General features: G+C 69.2%; 12 protein-coding genes. 5 read left to right on the top strand and 7 right to left on the bottom strand.

What is annotated here, in order from left to right:
• Positions 1-87: 87 nt before the first annotated feature.
• From QMO76_RS14755 to QMO76_RS14765, 3 genes are all read right to left on the bottom strand, one after another.
• The gene (locus QMO76_RS14755; protein ID WP_306361848.1) at positions 88-1,920 is read right to left on the bottom strand and encodes a long-chain fatty acid--CoA ligase; all 1,833 of its coding nucleotides are present in this window, start codon (positions 1,918-1,920) and stop codon (positions 88-90) included.
• Positions 1,921-2,060: 140 nt separating this feature from the next.
• The gene (locus QMO76_RS14760) at positions 2,061-2,990 is read right to left on the bottom strand and encodes a GTP cyclohydrolase (RefSeq protein ID WP_306361849.1); all 930 of its coding nucleotides are present in this window, start codon (positions 2,988-2,990) and stop codon (positions 2,061-2,063) included.
• A 143-nt stretch (positions 2,991-3,133) separates the two neighbouring features.
• On the bottom strand, positions 3,134-4,807 hold the full coding sequence (locus QMO76_RS14765) for a carbohydrate kinase family protein (protein WP_306361850.1): 1,674 nt from the start codon (positions 4,805-4,807) through the stop codon (positions 3,134-3,136).
• 514 nt (positions 4,808-5,321) lie between these two features.
• On the opposite strand from QMO76_RS14765, the gene QMO76_RS14770 reads away from it, so the two are divergent.
• Positions 5,322-5,615 (top strand): hypothetical protein, encoded by a 294-nt coding sequence (locus QMO76_RS14770; RefSeq protein ID WP_306361851.1) that lies wholly within the window; start codon positions 5,322-5,324, stop codon positions 5,613-5,615.
• 310 nt (positions 5,616-5,925) lie between these two features.
• The gene (locus QMO76_RS14775; protein WP_306361852.1) at positions 5,926-6,333 is read left to right on the top strand and encodes a hypothetical protein; all 408 of its coding nucleotides are present in this window, start codon (positions 5,926-5,928) and stop codon (positions 6,331-6,333) included.
• A gap of 83 nt (positions 6,334-6,416) precedes the next feature.
• On the opposite strand, the gene QMO76_RS14780 is transcribed toward QMO76_RS14775, so the two are convergent.
• The 3 genes from QMO76_RS14780 to QMO76_RS14790 are packed head-to-tail and all read right to left on the bottom strand — an operon-like array spanning position 6,417 to position 8,787.
• Positions 6,417-7,499, bottom strand: coding sequence for a quinone-dependent dihydroorotate dehydrogenase (locus QMO76_RS14780; RefSeq protein ID WP_306361985.1), 1,083 nt, complete (start codon positions 7,497-7,499; stop codon positions 6,417-6,419).
• A 14-nt stretch (positions 7,500-7,513) separates the two neighbouring features.
• A complete protein-coding gene (locus QMO76_RS14785) occupies positions 7,514-7,774 on the bottom strand; it encodes a DUF5703 family protein (RefSeq protein WP_029927778.1) in 261 nt (86 codons plus the stop codon).
• Positions 7,774-8,787 carry a YncE family protein gene (locus tag QMO76_RS14790; protein WP_306361853.1) on the bottom strand — a complete coding sequence of 338 codons (1,014 nt, stop codon included), beginning with the start codon at positions 8,785-8,787 and terminating at the stop codon, positions 7,774-7,776. Before QMO76_RS14790 ends, QMO76_RS14785 begins: the two co-directional genes overlap by 1 nt.
• A gap of 160 nt (positions 8,788-8,947) precedes the next feature.
• On the opposite strand from QMO76_RS14790, the gene QMO76_RS14795 reads away from it, so the two are divergent.
• From QMO76_RS14795 to QMO76_RS14805, 3 genes are all read left to right on the top strand, one after another.
• The gene (locus tag QMO76_RS14795; RefSeq protein WP_306361854.1) at positions 8,948-9,301 is read left to right on the top strand and encodes a hypothetical protein; all 354 of its coding nucleotides are present in this window, start codon (positions 8,948-8,950) and stop codon (positions 9,299-9,301) included.
• A gap of 74 nt (positions 9,302-9,375) precedes the next feature.
• Positions 9,376-9,912, top strand: coding sequence for a hypothetical protein (locus tag QMO76_RS14800; protein WP_306361855.1), 537 nt, complete (start codon positions 9,376-9,378; stop codon positions 9,910-9,912).
• Positions 9,913-9,915: 3 nt separating this feature from the next.
• A complete protein-coding gene (locus QMO76_RS14805; protein WP_306361856.1) occupies positions 9,916-12,018 on the top strand; it encodes an MMPL family transporter in 2,103 nt (700 codons plus the stop codon).
• A gap of 143 nt (positions 12,019-12,161) precedes the next feature.
• Here QMO76_RS14805 and QMO76_RS14810 read toward each other — a convergent pair whose 3' ends face one another.
• Positions 12,162-13,007: a heme ABC transporter ATP-binding protein gene (locus tag QMO76_RS14810; RefSeq protein ID WP_306361857.1), complete on the bottom strand. Its 846-nt coding sequence runs from the start codon at positions 13,005-13,007 to the stop codon at positions 12,162-12,164.
• Positions 13,008-13,072 lie beyond the last annotated feature (65 nt).

Here is a 13,072-nt window from a genome sequence, read left to right on the forward strand (position 1 = left end):
GGCGCTCTGGTACCGCAGACGACACTGCCGGAGACGACACGGGGCCCGGAACCGCAAGGTTCCGGGCCCCGTCTCTTCTTCCTCCGCTTACGACGGCACGTTGACCACGTTCTCCGGCGGCGGGGTGGTGTAGAGCTCGGCGATCTCGGTCGCGTACTTGGTCGCGATCGGGTTGCGCTTGAGCTTCAGGGTCGGGGTGAGCTCGTCGCCGCCCGGATCCCAAGCCTGCGGCACGATGACGAACCGCTTGATCTGCTCCACGCGGGACAGCTTGGAGTTGGCGACCTGCACCGCGGCCAGGATCTCGTCGATGATCTCCTGCTTGGTGGACAGCGACGAGACGTCGGCGTCGGGCGTGCCGAGGTTCTTGGCGCGCACGGCGGCGGTATCCGGATCGAGGACGATCAGCGCGGCGATGTAGGGCTTGGCGTCACCGATGGCGACGACCTGGCCGACCAGCGAGGACGCGGCCTTGACCGTGTTCTCGATATTGGTCGGGGACAGGTTCTTGCCCGCCTCGTTGATGATCAGTTCCTTCTTGCGGTCCACGATGTGGACGTAACCGTCCCCGTCGATGGTCGCCACGTCGCCGGTGTGCAGCCAGCCGTCGGCGTCGATGGCCTCGGCGGTCTTCTCCGGCATCTTGCGGTAGCCGCGGGTGACGATGGGGCCGCGGATGAGCAGCTCACCGTCCTCGCCCAGCTTGATCTCGGCGCCCTCGAGCACGCGACCCACCGAACCCGGGCGGGGCTTGTCGAGCTCGGTGTAGGTGCCCACACCGGAGGTCTCCGACATGCCCCACACCTCGGTGACGGTGAAGCCCAGGCCGAGCATGTACTCCAGGGTCTCCGGCGGGATGGCGGCCGCACCGGAGGCGGCGACCTTCAGCTCGTCCAGACCGAGGGCGTGGCGCAGCTTGGACAGCACCAGCGCGTCGGCCAGCTTGTGCTGCACCGACAGCACCGGACCGCGGCTCTTGCCGGCCAGGTCGGCGCGGGCGGCCTGCACGCCGGTGGCGATGGCCCAGTTGGCGAGCGACTGCTTGGCGCCGCTGAACTCGGTGGCGATCTTGGCCTCGATACCGGCCTTGATCTTCTGCCAGACGCGCGGCACGCCGAAGAAGGCGGTCGGGCGGGCGTCCGGCAGCGCCGCGGCGATCTCGCGCGGGTCCGGGACGGTGGTCATCTGCACGCCGGTGAACAGGTTGGCGCAGTGACCCGAGATGCGGTCGGCGACGTGCGCTGCCGGGAGGTAGGACACCGACCGGTCGTCGAATCCGACGATCAGCGGTCCGGTGAGCAGGCCCTTGATCTGCGCGACCACATTGCTGTGGGTCAGCTCCACACCCTTGGACGGGCCGGTGGTGCCGGAGGTGTAGATCAGGGTGGCCACGTCGTCGGGCTCGACCGCGCGCCAGGCGGCGTCGAAGTCGAAGCCCTCCAGCGGAGCGGCCTCCACCTCGGCGAGGGAGACGGTGCCCGTCGCCGAACCCTCGACCAGCACGATGTGCTCGAGCTCCACGCCCGCGCCGCGCACCGCGTCCAGGAAGACCGGCTCGGTGATGACCACCTTGTTCTCGGCATTGCTGAACAGGTGGTTGATCTGCTCCGGCGAGGAGGTGTTGTAGATCGAGAACGGCGTCGCGCCCAGATGTAGCGCCGCGGTGTCCACGAGATTGAATTCCGGCCGGTTGGTCAGCATGATCCCGACAGTGTCACCGCGCCCCACCCCGAGCCCCGCCAGTCCGGCGGCGATGCTGCGCACCCGCTCCCCGTACTGCTTCCAGGTGATCTGCTGAGTCCCGCCCACGGTCCGCAACGCGACCTGGTCCGGCCGCACCGTCAGCGTCTCCTGAAACGCCGCCGGAATCGTGTAGACCGTTTTGCCCGATTTGTGCGTATAGCCGATGTCTGTCGTCATATCCCTGCTTCCGATTCTCATGACCACCGCGCCCGACGCACCCCAACGCGGATCCTCGCCTCCGGCGCGGATCCGCTACCGGTCGACTCCGACCCACACTGGTGACACGCCCCACATGTGGCACGGCTCACTCATCGTAATCACATCGGGGGTGCTGTGTCGCGTGCTACCCCGTCGACAGGGGGGTCCACGTCCGACGGGTGCTGGCGAGCCAGCCGAAAACCGGCGCGGTAGGTATCCCAGACGGCCGCTACCGTCGGCGATATCGGCCGAGACGATCGCCAGCTCCAACGCACCCGCGTGGACGCTGTGGCCAGGACGAAAGCCATCACCGCGGCTGCCGCGTCGGAGTTCACCGCCAGGCGGGTCACCACGTGCCACACGGTCCACGCGACCGCACAGCCGATGCCCAGACGTGCACACCATTTCGCGACGGACAGCCACGTCCACACACAGGATGCCGGTAGTCCGTGCGCGAAACCCGTGCGGCGGCGTTTGGCATCCAGATATGCCGCGGCGATCGGGCCGCGGGGCTTGGAATAGAGCCGGATTCGCTCAACCCGGAATCCCGCGTCTCGCACCTGCTGCACCTTGCACGGATTGTTGGTGAGGAGCTTGATCGACCGGAGGAACCCGAGGGCACGCAAACCCTCGATGGCGGCATCGTAGCTGCGCGAATCGTGTGGATAGCCGAGGCGTTCGTAGCTCTCGAAGGTGTCGGTGCGGTGAGCCTGGCTGTAGGCGTAACCGGCCGCCTTCGCCATCAGGCCCGCACCCCGGCCCTCCTGCTCCAGATAGACGAGTACCCCAGCCCGCTCCCGATAGATCAGGTCCAAGGACAAGGACAGTTCCGGCCCGCAGTCGCAACTGTCGGAACCCATGGCCTCACCGTAGAGGCACTGGGAATGTATGCGGACCAGGCATCCGTCCCGGGGGTCGCCGAACACGAACAGATAGCCGCTGTCCCCGATACCCGAAACCCGACGTACCCGCACCCCGAGGGTGCGGCCCCGCCGGGTGAAGCCATGGCGAACTTCGTTGGGCGCGAAGTTATCCCCTGGAGTGGGCACAGCGGTCTGCCTTTCGAGAAGAACGTCGGTGGTGTCAACGTAGGCAATGAGAAAGGTGCTGCTGGGTGTGCGTGTCCCCCTGGTGGGCGAGGACGGAACGCAACGATAGCCAAGAGTGTGCCAGCGATGACGGCAACACCGGATTACTCACGCTTGCGAGGTGTATCCACGTTCATCAGAGCGTCGATCTCCGCGGCCGACGGCAGCGCATCCGACACGGTTCCCACCGATTGCGTGGCGACCATCGCTCGAGCCGCCCACCGGAAGTCCGGGTCACGAGCCGGTTGCCCGCCAGTCACCAGCCGGAAGGTCAACGCCGCGGAGAACGCCGCGTACGCCCCGGAGGTTCCAGCCATGGCCGTCGCTACCGAGCCGACCACCGTCTCGCCGCCCCGGGAGCTGACGGTCACCTGAAAGCCGTCGATGGCACAGACCGTGTCGACCCCGAGGCCGAGCAACCGCTCCGCCGCCGTGCCGACGGCGGAGCCGTGTGCGGAGGCCAGCTGTTCCAGTTCGGCGGGGGTGCCGATCAGGTAGTCCACTGAACGCAAGTGGCGGTACAACTTTCGGGGAGATACCGAATCACGCAGTGGCGGCGAGGCGTTCACCACCACCCAGCAGGGCGATGGGCGCGCAGCGATGACCTCCAACGCCCGCACGATCACTTCCACCGGTTGCTCGAAGGTCAGCAGTACGGCATCCGCCGTCGACAAGGCCGCATGACGTGGCCGCTCGTCGAGGTCGTTCGCGTGCAGGCGGAGGCGATCGTCTCGGTAGGCGATGTTCACCGGAAGCTCACCATGCGGCAGGATCACGGCGGTCACCGGTGTCCGCGCCGCCGCGACGGTGCTGACCAGGCCGGTGTCGACCCCACGCAATCGCAGGTGGGATAGCAATTCCCTGCCCTCGGGATCATCGCCGACGGCCGCGATCAGTTGTGCCCCCAACCCGAGCTTCGCGACCGCGACAGCACGATTGAGCCCCTTGCCTCCGGGTGAGCGTTCGAGATCGCACCATGTCGACGAACCTGGCACCGGCATGCGATCCACCACATAGTTGTGATCCACCACCGCGTCGCCGAGCACGGTCACCCTGCCGCGTACATCGCGCTCGGCATGAGCGTGGCGAACGACCGGTCCCGCACCGAAAGCGGTTGCCGTGGTGAGTAGGTGCGCAAGTGCCGAGAACGCACGCCGTTCGGGTTCGCCACGTAGCGTTCGCACGGAGGACGGCGCGGGAGGAATGGCGTCGGCCCCGAACGCCTCGTGCAGCCTCCGCCAATTTCTCGTCAGGTAATCACGCCGGTCACCGAGCTCGGCGGCATAGAGGCGCGCGGTATCTATTCCGGCCTCGGTGTTTCCCCGCAGCAAACCCAGCGAGAGCTCCGCGTCGACGATCAGACGATCGGTGGGTTGCAGCAGGCGCGTGGCGTTCTCGATCACGTCCTGCACGACTTCCTCGGGCGAGCGCATGGTTCGCAGGACGTTCTCGCGCACGATCGGAAGGTCGAGCAGGGCACCGACGTCGATTTCGGTGCCCCGCAGGCGGTCGGAGCTCAAGCCGGATCGTTTGCTGAGACGGGTGAGAATGCCGCGCACCGCGACCACGCCGGGGTCCTGCGAAGCTGGAGCAGGGTCGGCGGCATGGGGGCTGCGCTGCGTTGCCATTCGTTCGTACGATACCGATGGCGCTACCGTCCCTCCAGATGAATCGGCAATTGCATTGTTGCGAAGGCAATTGCCGTCAGTGCGGGTGGCCGCGCAGCAGATGTCCGGCGTGCACGCGCTTGGCTTCCATGTAGCGCTTCGCGCGCTCACTGCTCGGCCGCAACGGTCATCGACGCGGCCGCATCGGAAGCCGACTCGTCCGCGACACAGCGATGTCCGTCTCCACCCACAAGTGGAATGATGACAGCTGTGCGTCGCCTAGCGGCTCCGGCGGCGCAACGGGTACCCGTAGCGTTACGGTGCCGATGTTTAACACGCGAGGGAATGGTCAATTCACTTGTGGCAGCGGCAATTGCCGGAACCACCGACAAATGCCATTCCAGATTAGGCGACGCAACGCCCCCACCAAGACGGTCGGGAGGTCCTGGTGCTGAGAGTGAAGCTCCTCGAGCGGCGAGTCCGACGGTGCCGCAGGTCCGCGCGCCGAGAATCCGAGACCGAGCGGGAGAAGACCTCCGGCGTCCGCGTGCGGTAAGAGCCGCCCGGACCGCTTCGCCCTCTCGTCGCCACCGGTGGATCACCGATTCGGGATCACCGGTCTCGCGCGTACCCGCATACGGCCGCGGCGACGACTCGCCCGATCTCACCGGCCAGGAAATCCACAATGATCTACGAGAGCAGCCGCACCATCACCAGCAGCCGCACCCAGGAGTGGGCCCGTCGGAGCGCCGATGCGGTGGAACCGGCGTGGGAGCTGAGTTGGTGGCCGGGGCGGCGGTTCACGAAGGAGCAGGCGCGGGCCGCGATGGAGTTCACCGAATTGCTCAGTGGGCCACGGGATCAGTGGGGATCCGAGGTGGAGCGGCGGGTGCAGGAGGTCGCGGGGGAACTCGGGACCACCGTGACGGAGGCGGTGTCCATTCTTTACCGGCGCAGACTGGAGCGGGGGGAGTCGTGACGTTTTATGTGGCCGACTGGCAGATGACCAGTGATCTCACCGGGGAGGTGGCCGCACAAGCTGGCGGATCGGTGGGAGTTGACGTGGCGGTCGAGTTGGCCGACGAGATGTGATCGTGGCCGCGCGGGCGATCGTCAGTGCCGACGAACTCGGTATAGCCGTAGAGGAAGCGATGTACGTGCTCATGCGGCGGCGCGGGGCATGAGCCTCGGGCCGCGAGAGCGCCGGTGCGGGCGACCGCTCGTGCCGGATACACACGGCGGGATGGGCGGGGAACCTGTCCCTCCCGCGGTGTCGATGGGAGGACCCAGTGGCAATCGACAACACAGAATGGGCCATGACCAGCGATATCACCCCGGAGTACGCGTTCCGTGTACCCGAGGGTGGTGCGCGGGCGTGGCGCCTGAGCTGGTTGCCCGAACACCGGCTCACCCGGGAGCAGGCCCGGGCGGGGATGGAATTGGACGAGCTGCTGTCGGATCCGGAGGTGGTGTACGACGGGGGAGCGCACGGTCGTGCCGCTCGACTGGCCGACAGCGTGGGCGTCCTCGTCGAACAGGCGGTGCTCACCCTCGCGTGCCGGATGGCCGAGCGCCTCACCGCCGCCCCGGATGAACCGCCCGCACCGCCACCCGGACGACCGGAACCGGTGCTGTCCGGATGGGCCCGGCGACATCCGGCGGTGACGGGAGCGCGCGCACGCCACCGCTGGATGTGATCGCACGCGGTGCGTATTCGCATCGCGTGCCACGACAGGTGTCGCCACGCGAAGGCCGCCCCGGTCGGTGCGCGAGGTAGCTTTCAGGCGTTGCGCGCGCGGTGCCCCGCGCCGACCGCCTGGCTCAGGTTCGAATAGCCGTGGGCGCGCAGCCTGTCCGCGAGGCCGCGGTGGATGCGGCGCGCCCAGAACGGGCCGCCGTAGATGAAGCCGGTGTAGCCCTGGAGCAGGCTCGCTCCGGCGAGCACCCGCTCCCACGCCTGGTCGGCGGTTTCGATGCCGCCGACCGAGATGAGGACCAGCTGGTCGCCGACGCGGGCGTAGAGGCGGCGCAGCACCTCGAGGGAGCGGTCGGCGACCGGAGGGCCGGAGAGCCCGCCCGCCCCCAGGGGTTCCACCTCGGCGGCGGGGGTGCGCAGGCCGTCGCGGCGGATGGTGGTGTTGGTGGCCACGATCCCGGCCAGGCCGAGTTCCACGGCGAGGTCGGCGACCGCGTCGATATCGTCGTCGGACAGATCGGGGGCGATCTTGACCAGCACCGGCACCTCGACGCTGTCGAGGACCGCGCGCAGCAGCGGGCGCAGCGATTCCACCGCCTGCAGATCGCGCAGGCCGGGGGTGTTGGGGGAGCTGACGTTCACCACCACGAAGTCGGCGAGCGGGCCGAGCAGTTTCGCGCTGACGGCGTAGTCGGCGTCGGCGTCGGCGGCCTCCACCACCTTGGTCTTGCCGATGTTCGCGCCGATCGGCACCCCGCCGGTGCGCCGGTGCGCCAGGTTGTCGGCGGCCGCGGCCGCCCCGTGGTTGTTGAAGCCCATGCGGTTGATGAGAGCCCGGTCGGCGGGCAGCCGGAACAAGCGCGGTGCGGGATTGCCCGGCTGCGCCTGTGCGGTCACCGTGCCGATCTCGGCGTACCCGAAGCCGATCGGTCCCCAGGTGTCGACACCGTCGGCGTTCTTGTCGAAACCCGCGGCCAGACCCAGCGGCGACGGGAAGTCGACGCCGAAGGCGGTGGTGCGCAGGATCGGATCGTCGACGACGAGCAGTTTCGACACCGCCCAGCGGGTGGGCGCGAATCGGGTGGCGATGCGCATGGCCCCGAACGCGAGGTGGTGGATGCGTTCCGGCGGGAGCAGGAACATCATCTTGAGCAGCAGCGAGTACAGAAAGGCCCCCATGGTCACATCGCCGCCTCGGGGGCGGCCGTGGATAGAGCGGTTTTGCGGCGGCGCAGCAGGACGCGGCGGCTGCCGTCGGTGTAGGCGCGCACGCGCGACAGTTCCCACCCCCCGAATTCGGCCTGGATGGCCAGCCGCATGGAGGCGGTGACCCGGGTCACGTCGGGTGGCAGTCGCAACGGTATGTATTCGTACTCGTCGCTGGTGTCCTCCCAGCCCGCCGGAAGTGAGCGCTGGCGCGCCGATCGTGAGGCCCCGGCCATCACTGCCCCTTTCGCTGATCCGCGGCGATCCGCTGCAGACCGTCACCGGTCCCGGACCCCACGAACATGTCGCCGCTACGGCTGTCGATGGTCACCGTGTCGGGCTGGCGCACCGTCGGGTAGCGCCCCACCTCTTCCGGTATACCCGTCGACAAGTCGTAGCCGACGACCTCGTTTGTCGCTGTCAGCGTCACCCACACGGTCTCGGACCGCTGATCGTAGGCGAGTGCGTAGGGCGAAGAGCCTACCGGGAACCGCTGGCGCAGCACGAGCGGATCGACGGTGTAGACCAGCAGCTCACCGCCCGCGGTGTCGGTGACGAGAAGGCGACCGAAATGGTCGCCGATCATGGCGCCGGCACCGTCGCCGGTGCGCAGCATCAACCCGGGACGGTCCTCGTCCAGGTCGAGTTCGGTGACGAGGGTCTGGCGGCGGTCCAGCGCCGCCACCTCCTCGCCCACGGTCACCACCGTGTCGGCGGAGACCAGGCCCCGCACGGTGCGGGTGAGCGCGCCCGCGGCGTCGAGGATCAGGACGCGACCGTCGGCGAGGCCGACCGCCAGGCCGCCGTCGGGGCGCGGTGCGGCGGTGCGGGCGTCGCCGTCGACCGGAAGCTCGGTGACCGTGCCGGTGGCGGCCCGCACGCGCACCACCCGATCCGGGGCGGGGGCGAGGATCTCACCGGGCGCGCCGAGCGCGAGCGACGCCGCGGCGGCGGGCAGCGCGACGGTGCGTTCCGCGCCGGGGGAGACGCCACGGTCGATGAGCCGCAACGCTTTTCCGTCCTCGGTGAGCACGGCGAGCACACCGGTCTCCGGTTCGGCCAGCAGCGCCGCGACGGGCGCGCTCGGGCTCACCTCACCGGTGGGGTCGGCGGCGGCGGGTGCGCTGGCGGGGGCGGCCGGTTCGCGGGTCGGCTTGTCGGAGGCGTCGCCTCCGGACGAGCAGCCCGCGAGCAGGGTTACCGCCGCCGCGCCCGCGAGGGTGTACCGGATCCAGCCGCGACGGCGCATGCACCGAACTCCTTTGTCCTCCGACGAACCCATGCGTTCCTCTTCATCTGACCATGATGCGCTGCCGCGCCCACCGGGCGGGGGTGTTCGCGGCGGCGAGCCGTCGGCGGCAAAGGTTACGGTGGAAGTGAACACCGAGCAGCATCAGGGAGAGCGGTTGGTGACAGACCACACATCCGGATTCGCCGTGGACGATGTGACCGTAGGTCGCTACGCACACGGGTTCGGCGTCACCGGGGACGGCCGGACCTTCGCCTTCCGCACGGTCCGTTCCGTGCTCGTGCTGGAGATCTACCGCGAGGATCTCGACACCGACGTCCCCGATACCTCCGATGTGGTCGCGGTCGCGCAGGCCACCGTCGCCGACATCGATCTCGACGACGAGCGCAGCGTGGTGGCGCTGGTCCGCGATCTGGTCCCGCAGGCCACGCCGGTGGCGGCCGCGCAGCCGCGCGAAACCACCACGGTACGAGCATTATTGGGGCGTTTGAGCAATGTCATCGACGGAATATGACCTGCCGACCGGTCGGTCCCGCTCGCGCATGATTGACTAGGGGCAAGCAACATCAGTTCGACGCGAGGAAGTTGATGGCACTTCGACGTTCGGCAGCCACCGCGCTCACCGTCTCCGTGCTCGCCGCCGCGCTCGCGGCCTGCGGCGGGGGCGGTGACGACGAGTCGGTGTCGGCGGCCCGCTCCTCGGCGTACGCGGCGCAATCGTCGAGTGCGGCGGCCGCGGCCAGCAGCAGCGCCGCCGTGCGGGCGGCCATTCCGACCGCGGCCGAGCTCGACGCGCAGATCAAGTCCGCGCTGGACCCCAACCTGCCGGATTCCGAGCGCACCGCCCTCATCGAGGACGGTGAGGCCTTCCGGGACGCGATTCCCGATATGTACAGGGCGCTGCAGGACAACCCGCGGGCGATCTACGGCGTGCGGGATCCGGTGTTCGACAACCGCGACGGCACGCTGACCGCCACCCTGAGCCTGGACAAGGACGGCACCGGCTCGAATGTGCGCACCACCGTGGTGCATTTCGTGCACGACGACGGCCGCTGGAAGATCTCGCGCACCGATCTGTGCGGCATTCTGCGGTCGGCCGATTACACCACCGCGGCCTGCGGCTGACCCGTGATCGAGACCGGTTCCCTGCGGTGGGGGCGCATGATCCACCGCAACCGGTACCTGGTGTTCGCCGTGTTCGCGCTCGCCGTGCTGGCGTCGGGATTCTACGGGCGGGATCTGGGTGACCACCTGTCGCAGGAGGGCTGGTTCGACGAATCCAGCGAGTCGGTGGCGGCGGCGAAACTGGCCGACAGCACCTTCGGGCGCGACACCGATTCGGATCTGATCGTGCTCTACACCGCACCCGCGGGACGGACGGTGGACGATCCGGCGGTCCGCACGGCCGTGGCGGATGATCTGGAGCGGCTGCGCGAGCGGTACCCGGACCGGATTCTCAAGATCGACTCGTATTGGGACGGCTCGCTCATGGGGCGGTTCGCCGACGAGTCGCGCACGCACGCCTTCGCCTCCATCGGGCTGCGCGGCGACGGCGGCACCGAGACGGTGGACAACTACCTGGCGATCAAGGACGAGTTCGGGGCCGGGGCGGCCGGTGCCGGGCCGGGCGGCACCACCGTGCAATTGGCCGGGCTGCAACCGGTGGTCGAGGGCATCAATACCGGCATGCAGCGCGATATCCACCGGGCCGAGCTCATTGCCCTGCCGATCGTGGCCATCCTGCTGTATTTCGTCTTCGGCGGTGTCATCGGCGCACTGCTGCCGGTGCTCATCGGCGGGATGACGATTCTGGGCAGCCAGGGCATCATGCGGATGCTCACCGACCACATCGAGGTCAACGTCTTCGCCAGTGCCGTGGTGACCCTGGTGAGCCTGGGTCTGGCCATCGACTACGGGCTGTTCGCGGTGACCCGGTTCCGGGAGGAGCTGGCGGCCGGACGCGGCGTGGAGGAGGCCACCGCGCGCACCGTGGCCACGGCCGGTCGCACGGTGCTGTTCTCGGCGGCCATCATCGCGGTGAGCCTGGGCGCGCTGTTCATCTACCCGAACGGGGTGCTGCGCTCGGTGCCGCTGGGCGGTATCAGTTCGGTGCTGCTGGCGGCCGTGCTGTCGGTGACGGCGCTGCCCGCGGTGCTCAGCATCGTCGGCGAGCGCATCGACCTGTGGGGCTGGCGTCGGTTCGCGAGCATCCGCACCGCCGAGCAGATCGACGCCGGGTTCTTCTCGCGGCTGGCGGTATTCGCCATGCGGCGGCCGTGGCTGGTGATCGTGCCGGTGGTGCTGATGCTGCTGGCGCTGATCCTGCCGTTCCGCCACATCGAGTTCGGCGGGCTCAGCGAACGCTATCTGGCGGCGGACAATCCGGCTCGGGTGGCGCAGCAGGAATTCGACGAGCGGTTTCCCGGCTTCCGCACCGAACCGCTGAAACTGGTTGTGGTGGACGCGGATCCGCAGCAGCTCTCGGATATCCGGTACGAGGCCAACCAGCGCACGGCGGGACTGATGACCGGGCCGTTCGATCCGTTCGCGCCGACCGAGGACGGGGTGACCGTGCTGGGGTCCGGGCTGATCGACAAGAGCGACGCCGACGCCGCCATCGCGGCCCTGCGCGGCATTCCCGATCCGCCCGGGGCGCGGGTGATGGTCGCCGGCGTTCCGGCTCTGGAGCGCGACAGCATCCACGGCCTCATCGAAGGGCTGCCGCTGCTGGCCCTGATCCTGGTCGGTGCGGCCGTCGCGCTCATGTACGCGGCCTTCCGCTCCCTGGTGCTGGCGGTGAAGGCGGTGGTGATGAGCGCCCTCAGCCTCGGCTCGACGCTGGGCATCCTGACCTGGATATTCGTGGAGGGCCACGGTGCGGAACTGTTCGACTTCACCCCCGGCCCGCTCATGTTCGCGGTCCTGGTGCTGATCGTGACCGTGCTGTTCGGCCTGTCCACCGACTACGAGGTGTTCCTGCAATCGCGGATGGCGGAGGCGCGCGCCGACGGCGCGCCGCCCGCCGAGGCCATCCGCTACGGCATCGCACACACCGGCGGCGTGATCACCTCGGCCGCCGCGATCCTCATCGTGGTGACGGGAGCCTTCGGCTTCTCCGATCTGGTCCTGATGAAGTACATCGCCTACGGCATGATCGCGGCGCTGCTGCTGGACGCCACCGTGATTCGCATGCTGTTGACCCCGGCGGTGCTGAAACTGGTGTGGCGGTAGGTCTGACCGTTGCGGCCGGGTACGTAGGGCTCGCTCGATGCAGCCGGGTGTCGTAGCGCCACTGCCGGTGGCTGTCGGTATCCAGCCGCGGTGGTGGTCACGGCACCGGGGCCGACGTGGTCTTCGGCACCGGTTGCGCGGCGCTAGCCACGCACCGGCAGCACCAGTTGCGCTCCGGTGACCGGGTGGTCGAGCACCTCGACCGGATGCCGGTAGACGCGGGTGAGCAGGTCGGTGGTGAGCACCGCTCGGGGTGGGCCGTCGGCGGCGATGCGCCCGGCGTCCAGCACGGCCACCCGGTCGGCGTAGGCGGCGGCCACACCCAGATCGTGGACCACGACCACCACGGCCGCACCCGCGGCCGCGCGGTCGCGGGCCAGGGCCAGGATCTGTTCCTGATGGCCCAGGTCCAGGGCGGCGGTGGGTTCGTCGAGCAGCAGGGTGGGGGTGTCCTGGGCGAGGACGCGGGCCAGGGCCACCCGGGCGCGTTCACCGCCGGAGAGGGCCGGGAAGGTGCGGGCCGCCAGCTGGGTGACGTCGGTGGCGCGCATGGCGGCGGCGATGAACTCGTCGTCGCGGTGCTGGCGTTCGGTGCGCACCCAGGGCGCACGGCCCATGGCGACCACCTCGCGGGCGGTGAACGGGAAACCGACGGTGTGCGACTGCGGCAGTACGGCGCGGCGGCGGGCCATGTCGAGGGGGGCCCAGTCGCGCAGCGGGCGGCCGTCGAGTTCGACGGTGCCCGCGATCGGGTCGAGTTCACCGGTGAGCGCGGCGAGCAGGGTGGACTTGCCCGCGCCGTTCGGACCGACCAGCGCCACGATCTCCCCGGCGCGCACCTCGAAGTCGATCCCGTCGAGCACCCGGCGGCCCTTGCCGCGCTCGACCACCAGGCCGCGCGCGCTCATGGTGACCGCGCCGAACTCGGGCGGCTGCGGCAGCGCGGGCGATCGTCCGAAAACCGTTGCGAAACCCAGCTTTCCACTCATGACGCCGCCTTCCGGGCCGGCGCGGGACGGGTGACCCGCCCGGCTCCCGCCACCGCCCGCCACCG

The sequence above is a fragment of the Nocardia sp. CC227C genome (assembly GCF_030767025.1).
GTDB lineage: Bacteria > Actinomycetota > Actinomycetes > Mycobacteriales > Mycobacteriaceae > Nocardia.